Annotated in this window: 22 protein-coding genes and 1 riboswitch; of the genes, 10 read left to right on the top strand and 12 right to left on the bottom strand. The window is 68.2% G+C overall.

Going from position 1 to position 19626, the window contains the following annotated elements; translation table 11 throughout:
• The first annotated feature begins 13 nt into the window (after window positions 1-13).
• The gene (locus V2S85_RS06755; RefSeq protein WP_330702097.1) at window positions 14-553 is read left to right on the top strand and encodes a YdcF family protein; all 540 of its coding nucleotides are present in this window, start codon (window positions 14-16) and stop codon (window positions 551-553) included.
• A complete protein-coding gene (locus tag V2S85_RS06750) occupies window positions 550-1254 on the top strand; it encodes a lysophospholipid acyltransferase family protein (protein ID WP_330702096.1) in 705 nt (234 codons plus the stop codon). Before V2S85_RS06755 ends, V2S85_RS06750 begins: the two co-directional genes overlap by 4 nt.
• Here V2S85_RS06750 and V2S85_RS06745 read toward each other — a convergent pair.
• From V2S85_RS06745 to V2S85_RS06735, 3 genes are all read right to left on the bottom strand, one after another.
• Entirely contained in the window at window positions 1235-2044 is an 810-nt protein-coding gene (locus V2S85_RS06745; protein WP_330702095.1) for a transglutaminase family protein, read from the bottom strand. The two genes, V2S85_RS06750 and V2S85_RS06745, sit on opposite strands and share 20 nt — an antisense overlap.
• 95 nt (window positions 2045-2139) lie before the next feature.
• Entirely contained in the window at window positions 2140-3078 is a 939-nt protein-coding gene (locus V2S85_RS06740; RefSeq protein WP_330702094.1) for a prephenate/arogenate dehydrogenase family protein, read from the bottom strand.
• A complete protein-coding gene (locus V2S85_RS06735; RefSeq protein ID WP_419198167.1) occupies window positions 3075-4202 on the bottom strand; it encodes a pyridoxal phosphate-dependent aminotransferase in 1128 nt (375 codons plus the stop codon). Before V2S85_RS06735 ends, V2S85_RS06740 begins: the two co-directional genes overlap by 4 nt.
• A gap of 57 nt (window positions 4203-4259) precedes the next feature.
• Between V2S85_RS06735 and metX the strand changes: the two genes are divergently transcribed.
• From metX to metW, 3 genes are read left to right on the top strand one after another with little or no spacing between them, the layout of a single operon-like run.
• Window positions 4260-5381, top strand: coding sequence for a homoserine O-acetyltransferase MetX (gene metX, locus V2S85_RS06730; protein WP_330702092.1), 1122 nt, complete (start codon window positions 4260-4262; stop codon window positions 5379-5381).
• Window positions 5378-5812, top strand: coding sequence for a GNAT family N-acetyltransferase (locus tag V2S85_RS06725; protein ID WP_330702091.1), 435 nt, complete (start codon window positions 5378-5380; stop codon window positions 5810-5812). The genes metX and V2S85_RS06725 overlap by 4 nt, the downstream gene beginning before the upstream one ends.
• Window positions 5809-6420: a methionine biosynthesis protein MetW gene (metW, locus tag V2S85_RS06720; protein WP_330702090.1), complete on the top strand. Its 612-nt coding sequence runs from the start codon at window positions 5809-5811 to the stop codon at window positions 6418-6420. Before V2S85_RS06725 ends, metW begins: the two co-directional genes overlap by 4 nt.
• A 36-nt stretch (window positions 6421-6456) precedes the next feature.
• On the opposite strand, the gene V2S85_RS06715 is transcribed toward metW, so the two are convergent.
• Complete coding sequence (locus V2S85_RS06715; protein ID WP_330702089.1) at window positions 6457-7086, bottom strand: LysE family translocator; 630 nt, start codon at window positions 7084-7086, stop codon at window positions 6457-6459.
• Between the two features lie 310 nt (window positions 7087-7396).
• Between V2S85_RS06715 and V2S85_RS06710 the strand changes: the two genes are divergently transcribed.
• Window positions 7397-8146 carry an acyl-CoA thioesterase gene (locus V2S85_RS06710; protein WP_330702088.1) on the top strand — a complete coding sequence of 250 codons (750 nt, stop codon included), beginning with the start codon at window positions 7397-7399 and terminating at the stop codon, window positions 8144-8146.
• A 165-nt stretch (window positions 8147-8311) separates the two neighbouring features.
• Here the strand turns inward: V2S85_RS06710 and V2S85_RS06705 are convergent, their stop codons facing one another.
• Window positions 8312-8713, bottom strand: coding sequence for a pyridoxamine 5'-phosphate oxidase family protein (locus tag V2S85_RS06705; protein WP_330702087.1), 402 nt, complete (start codon window positions 8711-8713; stop codon window positions 8312-8314).
• Between the two features lie 160 nt (window positions 8714-8873).
• A riboswitch (TPP riboswitch) is annotated at window positions 8874-8983 on the top strand.
• Window positions 8984-9015: 32 nt separating this feature from the next.
• On the opposite strand from V2S85_RS06705, the gene V2S85_RS06700 reads away from it, so the two are divergent.
• From V2S85_RS06700 to pnuC, 3 genes are read left to right on the top strand one after another with little or no spacing between them, the layout of a single operon-like run.
• On the top strand, window positions 9016-11340 hold the full coding sequence (locus V2S85_RS06700; protein WP_330702086.1) for a TonB-dependent receptor: 2325 nt from the start codon (window positions 9016-9018) through the stop codon (window positions 11338-11340).
• Window positions 11337-12479 (top strand): phosphotransferase enzyme family protein, encoded by a 1143-nt coding sequence (locus V2S85_RS06695; protein ID WP_330702268.1) that lies wholly within the window; start codon window positions 11337-11339, stop codon window positions 12477-12479. The genes V2S85_RS06700 and V2S85_RS06695 overlap by 4 nt, the downstream gene beginning before the upstream one ends.
• Entirely contained in the window at window positions 12479-13036 is a 558-nt protein-coding gene (gene pnuC / locus V2S85_RS06690) for a nicotinamide riboside transporter PnuC (RefSeq protein ID WP_330702085.1), read from the top strand. Before V2S85_RS06695 ends, pnuC begins: the two co-directional genes overlap by 1 nt.
• A gap of 123 nt (window positions 13037-13159) precedes the next feature.
• Here pnuC and V2S85_RS06685 read toward each other — a convergent pair whose 3' ends face one another.
• From V2S85_RS06685 to alr, 3 genes are read right to left on the bottom strand one after another with little or no spacing between them, the layout of a single operon-like run.
• A complete protein-coding gene (locus V2S85_RS06685; protein WP_330702084.1) occupies window positions 13160-13510 on the bottom strand; it encodes a RidA family protein in 351 nt (116 codons plus the stop codon).
• Window positions 13511-13542: 32 nt separating this feature from the next.
• The gene (locus V2S85_RS06680; RefSeq protein ID WP_330702083.1) at window positions 13543-14805 is read right to left on the bottom strand and encodes a D-amino acid dehydrogenase; all 1263 of its coding nucleotides are present in this window, start codon (window positions 14803-14805) and stop codon (window positions 13543-13545) included.
• Window positions 14802-15950 (bottom strand): alanine racemase, encoded by a 1149-nt coding sequence (gene alr / locus V2S85_RS06675; RefSeq protein ID WP_330702082.1) that lies wholly within the window; start codon window positions 15948-15950, stop codon window positions 14802-14804. The genes V2S85_RS06680 and alr overlap by 4 nt, the downstream gene beginning before the upstream one ends.
• 128 nt (window positions 15951-16078) lie before the next feature.
• Here alr and V2S85_RS06670 point away from each other — a divergent pair, with 128 nt between their 5' ends.
• Window positions 16079-16549, top strand: a complete 471-nt coding sequence (locus V2S85_RS06670; RefSeq protein WP_330702081.1) for an Lrp/AsnC family transcriptional regulator — start codon at window positions 16079-16081, stop codon at window positions 16547-16549.
• A 58-nt stretch (window positions 16550-16607) separates the two neighbouring features.
• Here V2S85_RS06670 and V2S85_RS06665 read toward each other — a convergent pair whose 3' ends face one another.
• From V2S85_RS06665 to V2S85_RS06650, 4 genes are all read right to left on the bottom strand, one after another.
• Window positions 16608-17015 (bottom strand): hypothetical protein, encoded by a 408-nt coding sequence (locus V2S85_RS06665; RefSeq protein ID WP_330702080.1) that lies wholly within the window; start codon window positions 17013-17015, stop codon window positions 16608-16610.
• A gap of 151 nt (window positions 17016-17166) precedes the next feature.
• Window positions 17167-18585: a metalloprotease TldD gene (gene tldD, locus V2S85_RS06660; protein ID WP_330702079.1), complete on the bottom strand. Its 1419-nt coding sequence runs from the start codon at window positions 18583-18585 to the stop codon at window positions 17167-17169.
• A gap of 54 nt (window positions 18586-18639) precedes the next feature.
• Window positions 18640-18849: a zinc-finger domain-containing protein gene (locus V2S85_RS06655; RefSeq protein ID WP_008827765.1), complete on the bottom strand. Its 210-nt coding sequence runs from the start codon at window positions 18847-18849 to the stop codon at window positions 18640-18642.
• Window positions 18850-19046: 197 nt separating this feature from the next.
• Complete coding sequence (locus tag V2S85_RS06650; protein WP_330702078.1) at window positions 19047-19616, bottom strand: FMN-dependent NADH-azoreductase; 570 nt, start codon at window positions 19614-19616, stop codon at window positions 19047-19049.
• Window positions 19617-19626: the final 10 nt, after the last annotated feature.

The following is a 19626-nucleotide window of genomic DNA, read 5'->3' as shown; positions in this document are numbered from 1 at the left end:
TAGTCATTCACCTATGTTTCGTCGCCTCACCGCCTCTGTCGTGCTGCTCTGGGCCTTCGGCTTCCTCTGGTTCGCCATCGCGCTTCCGGGGCCGTTGGCCGCCGGCGTCAAGACCGACGCGATCATCGTCCTGACCGGCAGCCAGGGGCGCATCGAGCATGCGGTCAAGCTGCTGGAGGCGGGGAAGGCGCCGGACCTGCTGGTCTCCGGCGTCGATCGCGAGGTCCGCCCGCGTGAGTTCGCGAAGCAATTCCGGGTATCGGCCCGCCTGATGCGTTGCTGCGTGACGCTGGGCTACCGGGCCTACGACACGCGCTCCAATGCCGTGGAGGCGGTGCAGTGGGTGACCGAGCACAACGCCAAGTCGGTGCGCCTCGTCACCGCCGACTGGCACATGCGCCGCGCCGCGCTGGAGATCGCGCGCGAGTTTCCCGCCGGCGTGCGGCTGGAACTCGATGGCGTGCCCTCGCACCCCAGCTTCGGCATCCTGTTCCTCGAATATCACAAGCTGCTGGCCCGTGCCGCGCTCAACCTGTGGGAAGCCCTGCGATGACGTCCGAAAAGGCGAGCCCCCTGGATGTGGCGCGCTCGCTGCTGTTCTACCTCGTGTTCTATCCGGGCACGATCGTGATGGTCATGGCCTGCTTCATCGCTGCGCTGTTCGGCGACGAGCCGCTGCGGCGCACGGTGCGCGGCTGGGGGCTGTTCCACCGCTGGTGCGCGCGCTGGCTGCTCGGCATCCGGCTGGTCATCGAGGGGCAATTGCCCAATGAAGGCGTGCTGGTGGCGATCAAGCACGAGAGCTTCTACGAGGCGATCGACCTGCCCGCGCAGATGCAGCGTCCGGCACCGTTCCCCAAGGTGGAACTGGCGAACCTGCCCGGCTGGGGCTGGGTCATACGCCGTTATGGCGCGGTCGTGGTGGAGCGCGGCGAGGGCGCCAAGGCCCTGCGCTTGATGGTGGCGAGCGCGCGCGGGCTTGCTGCCGAAGGGCGGCCTCTGGCGATCTTTCCCGAGGGCACCCGCGTGCCGAGCGGCACGCGGCCGCCGCTGCAATCGGGCTTTGCCGGGCTGTACAAGCTGCTGGCGCTGCCGGTGGTGCCGGTGGCGGTCGACAGCGGGCGGCTCTACCACCGGCGCTGGAAGAAGCCGGGCACGATCACCCTGCGCGTGGGCGAACGCATCGCCCCCGGCCTCCCGCGCGAGGAGGCCGAGGCGCGCGTTCACGCCGCGATCAATGCGCTGAACGTCTGAGCACCCGCATCGGCGATACTTCCTCGACCTCGACGGTCTGGGACAGCATTTCCACATCGCCGAAGCTGGCGAGGAACGAGACGTCCGCCGCATCGCGGCCGACGCCGATCTTGGCGATGCGGTCGGGCGAGGTCATGCCGGTGGCGTCCACCATGTGCCAGGTGCCGTCGAGGAAGACTTCGGCCACCGCATGAAAGTCCTGCGGTTCCACGCCGAGGCCATAGACGCTGGCGAAGCGCGCCGGGATCGCACTGGCACGCACGAAGGCGATCATCAGGTGCGCATAGTCGCGGCATACGCCCTTGCGGCTCTTGAAGGTGTCGGCGGCAGTGGTGAAGGCATCGCTGGAGCCGGGCTCGTACGTCAGCGTGGCGGCGATCCGCTCGCAGATCGCCGCCACGCGGGCGCCGCCCTCCAGGTTTCCGAATTCGGCCTGAACGAAGTCGTGGAAGGTGTCCGAAGTGCAGTAGCGGGAGGGCATCAGGTAGTCGATCGTCTCGCCCGGCAGGAGATGCGTGGGCACTGCCGGCAGGGTGGAGACGTCGGCAAGGATGCGGTCCACTTCCACCGTCGCCTCGTAACGAAGCTTCAGCGGGGCGCCGGTACGCAGCCAGATCCGCTCGCCGATCTGGGCCTGCGCGGGGACGCGGGCGAAATGCTCGACCGGCGGCAGATCGATGTGCGCGTGCAGGACATGCTGTTCGGGGATCATCGCCGCTTCGATCTGAAGCAGCACGTCGACCGGTTCCGGGACGGCGTAGTCGAGGGTCGTGACGATCGAGAGCTGCATTAGGCGGCGTCCTGGTGCAAGTGCTCCCCTGCGGGATCTGCATTCCATAAGCGCCGGGATGCAAACTGGCTCCCGCCTCGTCGATTAAAATATGTTCATCCGCCCGCCTGGCTGTCTCCCTGGCCGCCCTCGTGGTCGCCGCGGCCGAAGTCTGGCCGGGCATCGTCCTGGCCTTCCTCGATGATCGAGCGGCGGATCGCGCGGGTGCGGGCGAAGTGCTCGAACAACTGCTCGCCGTCGCCGACCCGGATCGCGCGCTGCAGTGCGGTCAGATCCTCGGTGAAGCGCTGGAGCATCGTCAGCACCGCTTCCTTGTTGGACAGGAACACGTCGCGCCACATCGTCGGGTCGGAGGCGGCGATGCGGGTGAAGTCGCGGAAGCCACCGGCCGAATACTTGATGACCTCGCCCTGCGTCACGTCCTCGAGGTCGGAGGCGGTGCCGACGATGGTGTAGGCGATGAGGTGCGGCAGGTGGCTGGTGACGGCAAGGACGAGGTCGTGGTGCTCTGCCGTCATGATCTCGACGTTGGCGCCCAGCGCTTCCCAGAACCCGACCAGTTGCGAGAGCCTGACCATGTCCACCGTCGGCGGCGGGGTGACGATGCACCAGCGGTTGCGGAACAGGTGCGCGAAGCCGGCGTCCGGCCCGGAGTTCTCGGTGCCGGCGACGGGGTGGGCGGGGATCACGACGTGGTCGGGCAGGGCATCGCCCAGCGCCTTGGCGATCGCCTGCTTGGAGGAGCCGACGTCGCTGACCAGGGCTGTCCGGGGCAGGGCCTCGCGCACGTGTTCGGCGGCGATGCCCATGGCGCCCGGCGGCACGCAGAAGATCACCAGGTCCGCCTCGCGCACCGCTTCACTGGCGGTTGCGCAAACCGTGTCGACGAGGCCGCGCTGGCCCGCGCGCTCGCGGTGGGCGGGCGAGAGGTCGAAGCCGGTGGTGCGCGCCTCGGGCAGGAACTCGCGCACGGCAAGGCCGATCGAGCCGCCCTGCAGGCCGAGGCCGATGATGGCGATGGTGGAGAATGTCACTTCGCGGCCTCCGCCATTTCGCGCAGCGCCTCGGCGATCGCGTCCATGTCGGCGCTCTTGCCGATGGTGAAGCGCAATGCCTGCGGCAGGCCCTGCCCCGGCAGCCAGCGCACGATGTAGCCGCGATCCGCAAGGCCCTCGAAGGCGGCTTCGGCGCTCAGCGCGCCTTCGAACAGGGTGAGTAAGAAGTTCGCCTGGCTAGGCAGCGCGCGCAGGCCGTGATTGCCCAGCGCCTCCAGCCTGGCCACGAAGCGGGCGCGTTCATCGCGGTTGTGGACGCGGCTGGCCTCGACGAAATCGACGTCGGCGAGCGCCGCCTCGGCCATCGCCTGCCCGGTCGCCGAGACGTTGAACGGACCGCGGATGCGATTGAGCGTATCGATGATGCCGGCGGCGCCGGTGCCCCAGCCGATGCGTTCGCCAGCAAGGCCGAAGATCTTGGAGAACGTGCGCGTCACCAGCACATTGTCGTGCGCGGCGGCGAGCGCCATCGCGCCATCCTCGTCCTCGGGCGCGACATATTCGCCGTAGGCCTGGTCGAGCACCAGCAGCACGTCGGCGGGAAGGCCGGCATGGAGGCGCGCGATCTCGCCCCGGGGCAGGTAGGAGCCGGTCGGGTTGTTGGGGTTGGCGACGAAGACCACGCGGGTCCGCTCGGTCACCAGCGCCAGCAGTGCGTCGACGTCGGTGCCGTAGTCGGCATCGGGCGCGACCACCGGCGTCGCGCCGCAGCGGCGCGCGGCGATGTCGTAGACCGAGAAGCCGTAGCGCACGTAGATCACCTCGTCGCCGAGGCCCGCATAGCCCTGCGCGGCAAGGTTGAGCAGCTCGTCCGAGCCGGTGCCCATGACCACCCGCGCCGGATCGATGCCGTGGCGCGCGCCGATCGCCGTGCGCAGGGCGGTGCTGTCCGGATCGGGATAGAGCGCGGGCGCCGCCGCCTTCGCGGCCATTGCGGCCGGGCTGGTGCCCAGCGGGTTCTCGTTGGCGGACAGCTTGATGAGCGGGCGGCCGTCCTTGCCCTTCGACTTGCCGGGCACATAGGCGTGGATCGCCGCGATCCAGGGCTTGGGGGTCGGGGCTTTCGGAGTGGTGATCGTTTCGCTCATGACGGCCGGCCCCATAACCCAGCATGGCGGCTAATGACAGGGGGCGATTGACCCTCTATTGGGGCTCGGATCATGGCAACCGTGCTCAATCCCCCCCCCACTCCGCCAACCGAGAACCGGCATCTCGATCTCGACATGCCGCTGGTGCTGGACGGCGGGCAGATGCTGCCTTGCACGCGCCTCTCCTACGAGACCTGCGGCACGCTCAATGCGGCCAAGGACAACGCGATCCTGATCTGCCACGCGCTGACCGGCGACCAGCATGTCGTCTCCAACCACCCCAAGACCGGCAAGCCCGGTTGGTGGGTGCGCATGGTCGGGCCGGGCAAGCCGATCGACACCGACCGTTTCTTCGTGATCTGTGTCAACGTGATCGGATCGTGCATGGGCTCGACCGGCCCCGCCAGCAAGGCGCCGGACGGGGAGCCCTGGGGCATGCGCTTCCCGGTCATCACCATCCGCGACATGGTGAAGGGGCACATCGCCGTGCTCGATTCGCTGGGCATCGACAGCCTCCATGCGCTCGTCGGCGGGTCGATGGGCGGGATGCAGGTGTTGAGCATGGCCGCCAACTTCCCCGAGCGCGCCCGCGCGGTGCTGGTGCTCGCCTCGACCGCGCGGCATTCGGCGCAGAACATCGCCTTCCATGAAGTGGGACGCCAGGCGATCATGGCCGATCCCGAATGGCGCGAGGGCAATTATTACGCCTTCGGCAAGGGGCCGGAAAAGGGCCTCTCGGTCGCCCGCATGGCCGCGCACATCACGTACCTGTCCGAAGCCGGCCTGACCGAGAAGTTCGGCCGCCGCCTGCAGAACCGGCAGGAGAAGACCTTCGGTTTCGACGCCGATTTCCAGATCGAATCGTACCTGCGCTATCAGGGGCTGTCGTTCACCGACCGCTTCGATGCGAACTCGTACCTCTACATTACCCGTGCGATGGACTACTTCGACCTCGCCGAGGAGCACGGCGGCATGCTGGCCAATGCCTTCGCGAAGTCGAAGGCGCGCTACTGCCTCGTCAGCTTCGATACCGACTGGCTCTATCCCACGGCCGAATCGCGCAACGTCGTCCACGCGCTCAATGCGGCGGGCCTGCCCGTCAGCTTCGTGGAACTTTCGGCGCCGTTCGGGCACGACTCGTTCCTGCTCGACGTGCCCGCGCTCGACCGGGTGGTGCAGGGGTTCATCGGATGATCCAGCTGTCCGACGACAAGACCCGCCTCGACGTGGCGCGCATCCACGGATGGCTGGCGTCCAGCTACTGGACGCCGGGCGTCGCGCGCGAACAGGTCGAACGGCAGATCGCCGGCTCGCACTGCCTCGGCGCCTATCATCCTGAGCACGGCCAGATCGGTTTCGCGCGGATGATTACCGACCACGCCAGCTTCGCCTGGCTCGCTGACGTCTGGGTGGACGAACCGGCGCGCGGGGCCGGCCTTGGCCGCCGCATGGTGCAGTGGTTCCTCGATCATCCCGGCTACGAGACGGTGCGCCGCTTCGCGCTGACCACGGCGGATGCCCATGGTGTCTATGCCGGGCTTGGTTTCACCCCGCTGATGCGGCCCGAGCGGCTGATGGAGCGCCTCTCGCCCGCATTCGCCGCGCAGTTGCAGGTGGCATCATGAACGCGGCGATGAAGACCGGCCTGCGCCCCGATCTCGCGATCATCGCCGAGAACGTCGCGCCCGGCGCCAGTGTGCTCGACGTCGGGTGCGGCGACGGCACCTTGATGCAGGCGCTGCGCGACGGCTCGGGCTGCGCCACGCGCGGGATGGAGATCGATGCGCTGAACGTGGGCGCCTGCGTGGCCAAGGGGCTGTCGGTGATCCAGGGCGATGCCGATATCGACTTGTCGTTCTATCCCGACAAGTCGGTCGACTACGCGATCCTGTCGCAGACGCTGCAGACGACGATGCGGCCCGACAAGGTGCTGGAGCAGCTGCTGCGGATCGGCCGCAAGGCCTTCGTCAGCTTCCCCAACTTCGCGCACTGGCGGGTGCGTACCTCGCTGCTGTGGAACGGGCGGATGCCGGTGACCCGCCTGCTGCCGATCGCCTGGTACGAGACGCCCAACATCCACCACCTGACGGTGAACGACTTCCGCGCGCTGGTGAAGGAGCGCGGCATCACCGTGGAAGGGCGCTGGTTCCTCTCGGGCGATACCCAGTGCAGCGCGGCGGCGGCCAACTTCCGCGCCGAGCACGCGGTGTTCCTGCTTTCGCGAGAGGGATGACGCCGCCCCGGCGCAAGTCCGGGGCGAGGGGGCCGCTCAGTGCGGGCGCGCTTTCAGCAGGGCCAGGCCGAAGCCGATGAAGAACACCCCGGTCACCCGGTTGAACGCCTGCTTGATCGCCGGGCGGCTCAGGTAGCGGGCCAGCCCCCGGCCGCCGAGGGCATAGGCGCAGTACCAGCCGGTCTCGATGACGGTGAAGGTGCCGAACAGGATGGCGAACTGCGGCGCCTTGGGCAGCGCCGGGTCGATGAACTGCGGGAAGAAGGCCGCCGCGAACAGGATCGCCTTGGGGTTGCTGATGGCGATCGCGAAGCCACCCCGGAACACGGCCGCAGTGGACGGCGCGGGCGGCAACTCGGCCTCGGCCGGGTCGAGCGGGGCGACGGGCGAGCGCCACGACTTGATGCCGAGGTAGACGAGGTAGGCGACGCCCGCATAGCGCAGCACCTCGAACGAGCCGGGCAGCGCCAGCAGCAGCGTCGTCAGTCCGGCGGCGGAGGAGCCCATCAGTAGGAAGATGGCGCAGAGGCACCCGGCCATCGCCACGGTGCTGCGCCGCGCGCCCATTTCGACGCTGCGCGACAGGACGTGAAGCATGTTCGGCCCCGGTGTGCCGGAAACCACGAAGACGGCGGCGACGAACAGCCACCAGGTATGAAGCGTCAAGGTGCGTGCATCCTTCTGCCGCGTTGGGGAGGGCGTCTTATGACCGGGATGCGGGCAAGACAACCGGCATGGCGTTTGCCGCAAGCGGAACGCCCTGGTTTCGCTTGACCGGGCCCGCCCTCGCTGCGAGGAGCGCCGCCATGACCCGGGCGCCTGTATGGCGCCCGCAGACGAAAGACCGGCCACCGGCGCGCCTCGCGTCCCGATCGACCGAGCCGGTCGTCCATCCAGCGGAGACGATTCCCGACCAGGCCGACGGCCACGCCTTCGCGCGCGCCCGGCGACCCCGAAACGAATCGACGAGTACGACATGACCCTGACCGCCATTCCCGCCGCGCACGCGGTGCAGCTTATCGACGCCGTGTTCCCCGGCGACACCAACCACCACGGCACCCTGTTCGGCGGCGTCGCTCTGGCGCACATGGACAAGATCGCCTTTCTCGTCGCCGCCCGGCATGCCCGCGCGCCCTTCGTCACCGCGCGTTCGGAGCGGATCGATTTCGAGAACCCCGGCCGCGTCGGCGACCTGATCGAGGCGACCGGGCGGATAACCCGCATCGGCACGCGTTCGGTCGACGTCGAGGTGGAACTGGTCGCCGAGAACCCGCTGAGCGGAGAGCGCCGGTTGTGCACGCGCGGCCTGTTCGTGCTGGTCGCACCCAGGGGGCCGGACACCAGGCTGCCGTTCCCGCCGTTGCCCGAATCCGCGCCTGCGATGGAGACGGGACGGCTGCACATGGTCGACATGGTATTCCCGGCGCAGACCAATCACTATGGTTCGCTGTTCGGCGGTGATGCGCTCAAGATGATGGGACGCGCCGCCTTCATCGCGTCCAGCCGCCACATGCGCCGCCCGATGATCATGGGCACGTCGGACCGCATCGATTTCAGATCCCCGATCCGTGAAGGCGAGATGATCGAGTTGATCTCGGACGTCGTCATGGCGGGCACCGATTCGGTGCTGGTGCGCGTCGAACTCTGGGCCGAAAACCTGATGAACGGCGAGCGGCGGCACTCGGCGACATCGACCTTCACGATGGTGGTCGTGGATCGCGGCTGAAGCGGCTTCATCTGCCTGGAAGATGCCTATTCAGGCTCTTCCGTGGGCTGGGCCCGGACCTTCCAACGAGTCCCGGGCCCTTCCGAGGCCCGGGGTGTCGCGTCAGACCGCGAGCTTGGTGCCGGCCAACGAGTCCCGGGCCCTTCCGAGGCCCGGGGTGTCGCGTCAGACCGCGAGCTTGGTGCCGGCGGTCGGGCCGGAGCGCAGCGTGTAGATATCCTGGACGTGGATGAGCACGGCGTACTTGGGCGTCTTCATCCCGGCCGTCTCGGCGAAGGCGACCGCGTTGTCGAACGGGGCGCCCTCGGAAAAGACTTCGGGCTTACCGACGAAGCGGTAACCGTCGAGCGCCTCGCGGTCGATCACGGCGATCGCCATGTTCGAGCCGTCGAGGATGTTCTGCAGGGTCTGGCCGCCGGTGTTCTCGTTGTAGATCAGCGTCGTATCGTCATAGACGCGCAGCGAGCGCTTGGGGCCGATGTCGGGCAGGCCGTCCTTGCTGACCGTCGCCTGGATCGGCAGCTGGACGGCGAGGAACTGCTTCATGGTCTCGTCGATGGCGCTCATGTCGTGTCGTTTCTTTCCATGTTGGGCGTGGAGGAAGAGGCTGCAGGTGTTGCTATATATAATGATTCGCAAATGCAATAATGCCGGGCCGAAATTTGCCTCCGCCGCCGCCGTCTCTACCGAATAGGACTTCCCACGCAGCCTCGAAGCGCCTAGAGGCCGGCTATCCCCGGGGGGCCGCTCATGCGCGGCTGAGAGGTGGTCAGCAGACCACGACCCGCTGAACCTGATCCGGTTGATGCCGGCGTAGGGAGGGTTGGCGGCAGGTCCGTCGTCCCTCCGAGTGGAGTGGACACGAGACGATGGCGGCCCGATTCAAGCACAGTTTCAAGCATGGCGGTTTGGCATATTTCGGCGGGATCGCGGCGGCGGTCCCGGCGCTGCTGTTCGCGCAGGGCGCATGGGCGGAAGAGGCTGACGAGAGCGCCGGCTCCACCAGCATCCAGGTCATCGGCCATCCCGACCCCGAAGGGCTGCTGCCAGACCAGACCGCGCCCAAGGCGGTCAGCGCCATATCGGCGGACTTCATCACCAAGCAGGCGCCGACCCTCAACGCCTTCCAGCTGGTCAACCTGCTGCCCGGCGCCACCGTCGCCTCGAGCGATCCCTATGGCCTTTCGACCAGTTCCAGCCTGACGCTGCGCGGGCTGGGGCAGGATGCCATCGGCGTGCTGATGGAAGGCGCGCCGCAGAACGACATCGGCTATTTCTACGCCTATCCTTCGCAGTTCGCCGATGCCGAGAACGTGCGGCAGGTGGCGCTGACGCAAGGCGGGGTGGACATCGATTCCCCGGTCGTCGCGGCGGCAGGCGGGCTGCTCTCGCTCTCGCTCGACGATCCGAAGAAGGAGCGCGGCGGGCTGGTGACGCTTTCGGTGGGCTCCTACGACGAGCGGCGGGTCTTCGCGCGGTTCGATACCGGCCTGCTGGGATCGAGCGGGCTGCGCGCCTTCGTGTCCTATTCGAACAACCGCGCGGACAACTGGCGCGGGGCCGGCTACGATATCCGCCAGCACGTCGACGCCAAGCTGCTGGCGGAATGGGGCGACGGCAATCGCGCCAGCCTTGCACTGTCCTACAACAACGCCACGACCTCCGCGTATCCGAGCCCCACGCTGGCCGACTGGAAGGCCTATGGGCGCGGCTACAATTACGACCGGACTTATACGGAGGGGAGCACCAGCTACTGGCGGCTCTATCGCGGGCCGTTCCGCAACCTCTACGCCTCCGCCCCGGTCCACCTGAAGCTGGGCGAGCGGCTGGCCTTCGACAGCACCGCGTACCTGCAGTTCGGCTACGGCAACGCGCCTTACGGTACCCAGCTGAGCACGACCGGCAATTATCTCGGCACCGAGGAACTGACGCAGCCGATCAGCCTGCCGGGCGCGGTGGACGGGGTGGCGACGGTGCTCGGCAACTGGACGGGCAAGCAGATGCGCGCGGGCGACGTCGCCAAACTGACGCTGCAGGCCGGCGCGCACAAGCTGACCGCCGGGCTGTGGTTCGACTACGGCACCGACCGGGTGCTGCAGACTTACGGCACGATCGGCGCGGACGGGCGGCCCGACGATCCATGGGGGCACCAGAGCACCGCCATCCGCACCGCGGACGGCCGCCTGCTGGCTTACGAGAACCAACGCACGGTGACCGTGACCAAGGGCTTCTTCGTGGCCGACAGCGTGGCGCTGGCGCCGGGTCTGGACCTGGATATCGGCTTCAAGGGCGTCCACGTCCTGCGCGATGGCGAGAACTACCTGCCGGGGCCGCAGGGCAAGGTGCGGCGCGGCGCCTTCGCCGCGCTGCCGCGCGCGGCGGTGCATTACCAGCTGGACGATCGCCAGCAGCTGTTCGCCAACGTCTCCACCAATTTCCGCACCCCCAACGAGTTTGCGCTCTACAACAGCTATAACGCCGGCGAGGTCGTCAGCCAGGGCACCAGCGCGCTCAAGAACGAGTACTCGGTATCCGAGGAACTGGGCTATCGCTACATCGGTCCGAGCCTGTCGTTCTCGCTGACCGCGTTCCACTACCACTTCCGCAACCGGCAGGTGGCCACGGTGGTCAACAGCGGCGGGGCTGAGGTCAACTCGACGATCAATTCCGGCAGCCAGACCTCCTATGGCCTCGACGGCGAGATCGACTACCGGCCTGCGCGCTGCGTCAGCGTCTACCTCTCGGGCGAGTACCTGCACGCCCGGATCGACGACGACCTGCCGGTCGGCGACGATTACTTGCCGACCAAGGGCAAGCGCGCGGTTTCCAGCCCGCGCTTCCAGTTCGCGCTGGGCAGCACGTATGACGATGGCCGCCTGTTCGGCAGCACCGCGCTCAAGTACGTCGGCCGCCAGTACGCGACCTTCATGAACGACGAGAGCATTAAGGGTTACGCGACGCTGGACCTGTCGATCGGCGTGCATCTGGCGGGGCTGATCGATGCGCAGCGCATGGACCTCAGGCTCAACGCGATCAACGTGACCAATCCGCGCGTGCTGTCCGGCGTCTATTCGGTCAGCACCAACGCGCAGGACACCGTCGGCCGCAATGGCACGCTTATCGCGGGTTCGGCCCCGGCCTACTACGTCGGCAGCGGCCGGGCCTTCGTGGCGACGCTCGCGCGCGCGTTCTGAGCGCGGTGACGGGGCACCTCGTCCACGGCATGGGCATGGCGCTGGAGGCACCCGCCTGGCCCGCGCTCACCGAGGCGGAAGTCGCCGCAGTGCTGCGGCAGTTCCCCGCCGCCGGGCACCTCGTGGCGCTGCGCTGGCATTCGCCGCGCCCCTTCTCGGCGGCGGCGCTGGTGGAGACGGGCGCGGGCGCATTCTTCCTCAAGCGCCACCACCGCAGCCTGCGCGGGGCGGCGGCGCTGGCCGAGGAGCACCGCTTCATCGCCCACTTGCGCGGCGCCGGGGTCAGCGTGCCCGAGGTCATGGCCACCCGCGATGGCGCCGGTGCGCTGCGTCAGGGCGACTGGACGTACGAACTGCATCGCCGCGCCCCCGGCCTCGATCTCTATCGCGACCGGCAGTCGTGGACGCCGTTCCTTTCGGCCGCCCATGCGCGCGAGGCAGGCGCGGCGCTGGCCCGCCTGCACCGTGCCGCGCGCGGGTTCGGGGCGGAGGCGCGGGGCCCCCATCCGCTCGTCTCCAGCTTCACGATCCTGCCCGCGCGCGATCCGCTGGCGGCGGCGGGAGCCTATATCGCGGCGCGCCCGGCGCTGGCGGCATTTCTTGCCGACAAGCCGTGGCGCGAGCAGCTGGCGCGCCTGTTCGCCGCGCAGGGCGAGGGGCTGGCCGAGGCGCTGGCGCCGCAACCGACGCTGTGGACGCACAACGACTGGCACCCCTCCAACCTGCTGTGGTCGGCCGGGGGCGTGGTCAGCACCGTGTTCGACTTCGGGCTGGCGACGCGGACTTGCGCGGTCCACGACATTGCCACCGCGATCGAGCGGACCGCGATCCCCTGGCTGCAACTGACGGCGGGAGAGCGCGATGCTCCGGCCGATCTGGCGGCCGTCCGGGCCCTCTTCGCAGGCTATCGCACCGTCCTGCCACTGAGCGGCGCGGACGTCGCGACGGTGCTGCGGCTCCTGCCGCTGGTCCACGTCGAGTTCGCGCTGTCCGAGATCGACTATTTCGCCGGCATCCTCGCCGACGACGCGCAGGCCCGGGCCGCCTGGCAGGACTATCTGATCGACCATGCCGACTGGTTCGCCGCCCCTGCGGGGCAGGCTTTCCTGCGGCAGGTCGCCGAAGCGGAGGGCGTGTGATGTCGGTGCTGGAAGTGATCGCCGTCGTCGTCAGCTTTCTGGGCATCTGGCTTACCGCGCGGCGCAAGATGCTGTGCTGGCCGGTCAACCTGCTGGCCTGCACGCTCTATTTCCAGCTGTTCCTGGAAGTGAAGCTCTATGCCGACATGGTGTTGCAGGCGCTGTTCGGCGTGGCCATCCTTTATGGCTGGATGGTCTGGGCGAAGGGCCGGGACGAGGCGGGGGACGTCGTCGTCAGGCCGCTGGCACCGCTGCCGGCCTGCGCGGCGCTGGTGGTGGGAGGGGCGGGCGCCTTCGCCATCGGCTGGCTCACCAGCCACTATACCGACGCGGCGCTGCCGTGGATGGATTCGGCGCTGAGCAGCTTCAGCCTCGTCGCGCAGTTCTGGACGGCGCGTCGCCACGCGGCAAGCTGGCTGCTGTGGATCGTGGTCGACGTGGTCTACGTGGGGATGTTCGTGTTCAAGGGCCTGTGGCTGACCGCCGGGCTCTATGGTGCTTTCGTGGTGCTGGCTGTGCTTGGATACATGCGTTGGCAGAAAGCACGAAGGGCGTAATTCGTCTTACCCCTCATTCGTCACCCGCGAGCGCAGCGAAGCAACCCAGGGCAGCGTAGTGCTGCCCTGGGTTGCTTCGCTCGCAATGACGAAGTGTTGCGGACCGGAACCCGGGCCGGAAAATCAGGCCTTTGCGGCGACGATGATGATCTCGACCCGGTACTCCGGCGCGGCCAGTTTCGATTCGCCGGTGGCGCGGGTCGGGGCCGGGTGACCGGCGATCCAGGCGTCCCATACCGCGTTCATCTCGGCGAAGTCGGCGATGTCGGCCAGCCAGATCTGTGCCGAGAGCAGGTGGTCCTTGTCGCTGCCGGTCTTGGCCAGCAGTTCCTCGATCTCCGCCAGCGCGGCCCGGGTCTGGGCGGTGACGCTCTCGCCGGGGGCGCCGATCTGGCCGGCGAGGTAGATGGTTTCGCCGTGGATCACGGCCTCGCTCATGCGCGGGCCCTGGTCGATGCGGGTGATGGTGGTCATGCCTGGTCCTTGAATGGGAATGGGTGAGAGGCTCAATAGCGGCTGATCGCGAGGTCGGAAGCCTCGATATCGGGACGGCGGCCGGAAACGAGGTCGGCGATCACCCGGGCAGAGCCGCAGGCCATCGTCCAGCCCAGCGTGCCGTGACCGGTGTTGAGGAACAGGTTGCCGACTCGCGTGGGCCCGATCACCGGCGTGCTGTCGGGCGTCATCGGCCTCAGCCCGCACCAGAAGCTGGCCTGATCCAGCGCCCCGGCGCCGGGGAACAGCGAGCCTGCCGAATGCTCCAGCGTGGCGCGCCGGGCAGGCGGCAACTCGCGCGAAAAGCCGGAAATCTCGGCCATCCCGCCGACCCGGATGCGGTTCCCCAGCCGGGTGATGGCGACCTTGTAGCTTTCGTCGAGGAGGGTCGAGACGGGCGCGCGGGCCTCATCGACGATCGGCACGGTCAGCGAGTAGCCCTTGACCGGGTAGACCGGCAGGCGAATGCCCAGCGGCGCGACGAGGGCGGGTGAGAAGCTGCCTGCCGCGACGATGTAGGCGTCGGCGACGAGGTCGGTGCGCATGCCGCCGCTCTCCAGTTCGACGCGGGTGATGCGGCCCTGTTCCTCGACCAGCCGGGTGACGGTGGTGGCGTTGAGGAAGCGCACGCCCTTCGCCGCCGCCATTCCGGCGAGGGCATTGGTGAACTTGAAGCAGTCGCCGGTCTCGTCGTTCGGCAGGCGCAGCCCACCGGCGATCGGTGCCTCGCTGGCGGCGAGGCCGGGCTCGGCGGCGATGCAGCCGGCCTTGTCGAGCACCTCGAACGGCACGCCGTCGGCCTGCAGCACGGCGGTATCCTTGCCGATCGCGTCGAGCTGGCTCTGCTTGCGGAACAGCTGTAGCGTGCCCTGGCTGCGTTCGTCGTAGCGGATGCCGGTCTCCTGCCGCAGCGCGATCAGGCAGTCGCGGCTGTATTCGGCAAGGCGGACCATGCGGCTCTTGTTGATCGCGTAGTCGCGCGCGTTGCAGTTGCCCAGCATCGCCACCAGCCAGCGCAGCATCGCCATATCCGCATGCGGGCGCAGGATCAGCGGGGCATGGGTCATCGCCAGCCAGCGCAGCGCCTTGAGCGGAATGCCCGGCGCCGCCCAGGGCGAGGCGTAGCCGGGCGAGATCTCTCCGGCATTGGCGAAGCTGGTTTCCAGCGCGGGCCCGTCCTGGCGATCGACCACGACCACCTCGTGCCCGGCCTCGGCCAGATACCAGGCCGAGGTGACGCCGATGACGCCGCTGCCGAGAATGGCGATCTTCATGGGGCCGTGCTCCGGTTTTCGGCGGCATTGCGCGACGCAAGGTATACCCTTTCGTAGCGATGGCCGAGCTGTGTCAGGATCTCGTAGGAAATGGTGCCGGCGTCCTCGGCCACCTGGTCGATCGTCTGGTGCGGGCCGATCAGCTCGACCGGCGCGCCGGGATAGAGATGGGCCTCGGGAACGTCGGTGACGTCGAGGGTGATGCTGTCCATCGAGACGCGTCCGGCGATCGGTGCCCGCACGCCGCCGATCCACGCCGCGCCCCGGTTGCCCAGGCTGCGCGGCCAGCCATCGGCATAGCCGACCGGGATCGTCGCGATCCGGGTCTCGCGCGCGGCATGAAAGGTCAGGCCGTAGCCGACGCCGGTGCCCGCAGGCACGGTGCGTAGCTGGGCGATCGCGGTTTCGAGCGCAACGACCGCGCGCATCGGGTTGCGGCCGACCTGCGGGGCGCCGCCGTAGAGCGCTATCCCGGCGCGCACGAAATCGAAGTGCCCGCGCCGCTGGAACGATCCGCCGCTGTTGTCGAGCGCCACCGGGAGGCCGGGGAAGCGCTCGGCGATGGTGCGCAGGCGGCGTTCCTGCTGGGCATTGGCGGGATGATCCGGCTCGTCGCCGCAGGCGAGGTGGCTCATCAGGAAGCGGACCTCGATGCCCGCCAGCAATTCCGGATGCGCGAGCACCTCGTCCAGTTCCTCGGGCGGCAGGCCCATGCGCGACATGCCGGTATCGGCCTGGAGCGCGGCAGGCAGCGCCCGGCCTTCGCGTGCGGCGAGGGCCGCCCAGCGCGCGATCTGGTCGAGCGAGTTCAGTACGGGAATCGCGCCTGCGGCAAGGCAGCCGGGCTCGGCGCCGGGCAGCAGGCCGTTGAGCACGTAGACTTCGCATAGTCCGTCCGGTTCGGGCCCATCCAGTTCGGACCCGTGCAGCGCGGGCACCAGCGCCTGGGCCTCGGGCAGCAGGGCGACGAAGAAGCGGCGGCAGCCTTCCGTCATCAGCGTGCGCGCGACCGTCGCGGCGCCGAGGCCGTAGCCGTCCGCCTTGACGACGCCGGCGACCGCCGCCGGTGCGACTTGCGCGCGGATCAGGCGGTAGTTCGAGGCGAGGGCCTCGAGATCGATGGTCAGGCGTGCGCCGGCTATCACAAGGGCCCCCTCAGGCTTGCTGTCCCTGCGACTGTATCGCATGACCTTGCGAATTGGCTGCCTATCATGCGCAGGATATGCTATTTATGCGGCCGTTTCGAACCATCATGCGAGAAATCCGCACGATCATGTCCAAGGCCGTTGACGACGTCGATCGCGCCATCCTGCGTATCCTGCGCGTCGATGGCCGCAAGCCCAATGCCGAGATCGCGCAGGCCGTGGGGCTTTCGCCGTCCGCCTGCCTGCGGCGCATCCGGCTGATGGAGGATCGCGGGGTGATCCGGGGGTACACCGTCGTTACCGGTCCCGAGGATGACGAAGGCGGGCGCGAGGTCGACGTGGTCGTGCAGGTCACGCTGGACCGGCAGACAGGCGATTACCTTTCGCGCTTCGAGCATGCCGTACGCCAGTGCCCGGAAGTGCGCGAGTGCTTCCTGATGGGCGGCGACGTCGATTACTGGCTGCGCCTGCGCACCGAGAGCGTGGCCGCCTACGAGGCGATCCACGGCGAAGTCCTCTCGCGCCTGCCGGGCGTCACCCGCATCAGTTCCAGCTTCGCGATGCGCGATGCGCTGCGCCCCCGACGCGGCAGGCGCTGACGCGGAAAGGCGGCCGGGTGTGCGCCCGACCGCCTTCTCCGCGACCCTTGCGGGAACCTCAGTTGGCGGCGGCGACCTTCTTGTAGGGCACGAAGTCCTGCAGGCCGACGAAGCCGTTCCACATGAACGACGCGTTGCGATCGTGCAGTTGCACGGTGTCGAGACGGCACAACTGCGACGTGTAGATCTTGGTGACCATCACGTCGTCGTCGTTCAGTCGGTCCGCATTGGTGGGCCGGTTGACGTAGAGCGTGCTGCCGACCCGGTAGACGATCGCGGTCTTGTCGATCACGGTGGTGTTCTGGGTCTGCGAATAGGGGATGCAACTCACCGGCTTGCCGGCTTCGCGCCCGTCCAGCAGCTTGGCGAGTTGCTGTTCGCCGGTAAGCTTGGTGCGGGCGTCTGCGGCAGGCATGGTGAGCAGCGAAGCGACAGCGAGTGTCGCGGCGATCGCAAGCTTTTTCATGACGTCTTCCTTGTTAACGCACCCCGCGTCGATCGTGTGTGTAGCACGATTCGTCTGAACTTGGGCTGACTGTCTGCGCCCTTCGACAGGCTCAGGGTGAGCGGGAGCAGCGTAAATCCGCTCACCCTGAGCCTGTCGAAGCCCCGGCGCTTCAGGCGGTGCCGCCCACCGTCAGTCCCTCGATCAGCAGGGTGGGCTGTCCGACACCGGCGGGCACGCTCTGGCCGCCCTTGCCGCATACGCCCACGCCCCGGTCGAGTTCGAAGTCGTTGCCGATGCCCTTGACCTTGGTGAGCACCGAAGGCCCGTCGCCGATCAGCGTCGCGCCCTTGATCGGAGCGCCCAGCTTGCCGTTCTCGACCATGTAGGCCTCGGTGCACGAGAACACGAACTTGCCGGAGACGATATCGACCTGGCCGCCGCCGAAGTTCTTGGCGAAGATGCCCTTCTTCATGCCCGCGAGCAGTTCTTCCGGATTGTCGTTGCCGGCCTTCATGAAAGTGTTGGTCATGCGCACCTGCGGGGCATGGGCGTAGTTCTCGCGGCGGCCGTTACCGGTGGGCTCGACGCCCATCAGGCGGGCGTTGAGGCGGTCCTGCATGTAGCCCTTGAGGATGCCGTCCTCGATCAGCACGGTCTCGCGCGTCGGGGTGCCCTCGTCGTCGATGGTGAGCGAGCCGCGGCGGTTCGGGATCGAGCCGTCGTCGACGATGGTGACGCCGGGTGCGGCCACCCGCTCGCCGATGCGGCCGGAGAAGGCCGAAGTGCCCTTGCGGTTGAAGTCGCCTTCAAGCCCGTGACCGATCGCCTCGTGCAGGATCACGCCGGGCCAGCCGGGGCCGAGCAGCACGGGGAACTCACCGGCGGGGGCGTCGATGCTTTCGAGGTTCACCAGCGCGGTGGCGAGGGCGGTGTCGATGCCCTCATTCCAGTTCTCGGGCTTGAACAGGTCGTCGTAGAGGAAGCGGCCGCCCATGCCGAACGAGCCGGTTTCGCGCCGCCCGTTGCTCTCCGCCACGATCGAGACGTTGAGGCGCACCAGCGGGCGCACGTCGGTGGCGATGTAGCCATCGGGGCGGACGATCTCGACCACCGACCACGAGCCCGACAGGCTGGCGCTGACTTGCGCCACGCGCGGGTCGCGGGCGCGGGCGGCGGCGTCGATCATCTCCAGCAGGCGCACCTTTTCGGCGAAGGGCACGAGGTCGAGCGGGGAGACGTCGGTGTAAAGCTTGGCGTTGGTGCGCTGCGGGGCGGCCGGGCGGATGCCGGTGGCGGGATCGAGCAGGCGCAGCGTTTCGCCAGCGCGGCGGATGGCGGCGGCGGAAATCTCGTTGGCATGGGCGAAGCCGGTCATCTCGCCCGAAACGCCGCGCAGGCCGAAGCCCGCGTCGCGCGAATAGTCGGCGGTCTTGAGGCGGCCGTCATCGAAGCCGAACGCCTCGCTGGCGACGAACTGCATGAACAGTTCGCCATCCTCGCAGGACTTGAGCGTCTCGGCGGCGAGCGCCTGTGCCTCTTCGGGCGAGAGCTGGGTGTAGAGCAGCGAGCGCGGGTCGGTCATGGTCATGCCGCCGATATAGGCAGCATTATCCCCGCGCGAAAGACAAGAACCGCGAAGGGATCAGGCGGCCTGCTGGTCTGCCCCGTTGTCGGCAACCCCGCCCTTGAGCACGAAGCGGCGGTCGCAGTAGCCGCATTCGACATAGCCCTTCTCGTCGATTTCGAGCCAGACGCGGGGATGGCCGAGCGCGGCTCCGCCGGGAATGTCGGTGGCCCCGTCGCAGGAGACGCGGTGGGAATCGGTGAATACGGTTTCGGGCGCGTTGGTCATGGTGTCGCCGGATTACCAAGGGTTTGCGGCGATTTCCAGATGGAATGGCAACAGTCGCAACGTCGATACCAAAAACCCGTCATCCCCGCGAAGGCGGGGACCCATCTGATGCCGATGCAACAGGCACGGTCGGGAGATGGGTTCCCGCCTTCGCGGGAATGACGAGGGTAAATGGGAATGGTCGAATCGCGTGCAGCTCAGGCCGCGACGGCCAGCGAACCCGCTTCCTCGATCGCGGCAGCGACCGACTTCGCGCGGGTGTCGGCGTCGATGGCGATGCCTTCGGCCAGCACGAAAGTCGGCTCTGTCACGCCGATGAAGCCGAGCACCGCGCGCAGGTAGCTCTCGCCGTGCTCGAAGGCGGCGGCGGGCTGGCCCTCGCCGTAGTAGCCGCCGCGGGCGAGCGCGACGTAGACCTTCTTGTCGTCGGCGAGGCCCACGGGGCCTTCGGCGGTGTAGCGGAAGGTCTTGCCGGCGATGGCGATGCGGTCGATCCAGGCCTTGAGCTGGCTGGGGATCGAGAAGTTGTAGAAGCCCGCGCCGATCACCACCACGTCGGCGTCGAGGAACTGCGCCAGTTCGGGCGTTCCCTCGGGGTTGCCGAGGACGTCGAGGGTCAGGTGCGCCAGCGGCTCGGCGGCGAGGTCGCGGTAGGTGACTTCGAGCGAGGGATCGGCCGTGGTCAGCGAGGATACGATGGCGGCGGAAATGGCGCGGCTCGCCGAATTGTCGCCGAGAATGCTGGAATCGAGGTGGAGAAGCTTCATGGGAGGGTGC

Origin of the sequence: Novosphingobium resinovorum (genome assembly GCF_036352595.1) — a bacterium.
Classification (GTDB): Bacteria; Pseudomonadota; Alphaproteobacteria; order Sphingomonadales; family Sphingomonadaceae; genus Novosphingobium; species Novosphingobium resinovorum_B.
The sequence above is the reverse complement of the archived record's forward strand: the minus strand, read 5'-3'. Positions and strand labels throughout refer to the sequence as shown.

Coding starts and splice junctions, on each gene's coding strand:
- metW (WP_330702090.1), top strand. CDS start 5,809: ATGAACGCGGCGATGAAGACCGGCCTGCGCCCCGATCTCGCGATCATC.
- V2S85_RS06665 (WP_330702080.1), bottom strand. CDS start 17,015: ATGAAAAAGCTTGCGATCGCCGCGACACTCGCTGTCGCTTCGCTGCTC.
- V2S85_RS06700 (WP_330702086.1), top strand. CDS start 9,016: ATGGCGGCCCGATTCAAGCACAGTTTCAAGCATGGCGGTTTGGCATAT.
- pnuC (WP_330702085.1), top strand. CDS start 12,479: ATGTCGGTGCTGGAAGTGATCGCCGTCGTCGTCAGCTTTCTGGGCATC.
- V2S85_RS06705 (WP_330702087.1), bottom strand. CDS start 8,713: ATGAGCGCCATCGACGAGACCATGAAGCAGTTCCTCGCCGTCCAGCTG.
- metX (WP_330702092.1), top strand. CDS start 4,260: ATGGCAACCGTGCTCAATCCCCCCCCCACTCCGCCAACCGAGAACCGG.
- V2S85_RS06735 (WP_419198167.1), bottom strand. CDS start 4,202: ATGGGGCCGGCCGTCATGAGCGAAACGATCACCACTCCGAAAGCCCCG.
- V2S85_RS06685 (WP_330702084.1), bottom strand. CDS start 13,510: ATGACCACCATCACCCGCATCGACCAGGGCCCGCGCATGAGCGAGGCC.
- V2S85_RS06750 (WP_330702096.1), top strand. CDS start 550: ATGACGTCCGAAAAGGCGAGCCCCCTGGATGTGGCGCGCTCGCTGCTG.
- V2S85_RS06655 (WP_008827765.1), bottom strand. CDS start 18,849: ATGACCAACGCGCCCGAAACCGTATTCACCGATTCCCACCGCGTCTCC.
- V2S85_RS06670 (WP_330702081.1), top strand. CDS start 16,079: ATGTCCAAGGCCGTTGACGACGTCGATCGCGCCATCCTGCGTATCCTG.
- V2S85_RS06710 (WP_330702088.1), top strand. CDS start 7,397: ATGACCCTGACCGCCATTCCCGCCGCGCACGCGGTGCAGCTTATCGAC.
- V2S85_RS06650 (WP_330702078.1), bottom strand. CDS start 19,616: ATGAAGCTTCTCCACCTCGATTCCAGCATTCTCGGCGACAATTCGGCG.
- tldD (WP_330702079.1), bottom strand. CDS start 18,585: ATGACCATGACCGACCCGCGCTCGCTGCTCTACACCCAGCTCTCGCCC.
- V2S85_RS06725 (WP_330702091.1), top strand. CDS start 5,378: ATGATCCAGCTGTCCGACGACAAGACCCGCCTCGACGTGGCGCGCATC.
- V2S85_RS06680 (WP_330702083.1), bottom strand. CDS start 14,805: ATGAAGATCGCCATTCTCGGCAGCGGCGTCATCGGCGTCACCTCGGCC.
- V2S85_RS06745 (WP_330702095.1), bottom strand. CDS start 2,044: ATGCAGCTCTCGATCGTCACGACCCTCGACTACGCCGTCCCGGAACCG.
- V2S85_RS06755 (WP_330702097.1), top strand. CDS start 14: ATGTTTCGTCGCCTCACCGCCTCTGTCGTGCTGCTCTGGGCCTTCGGC.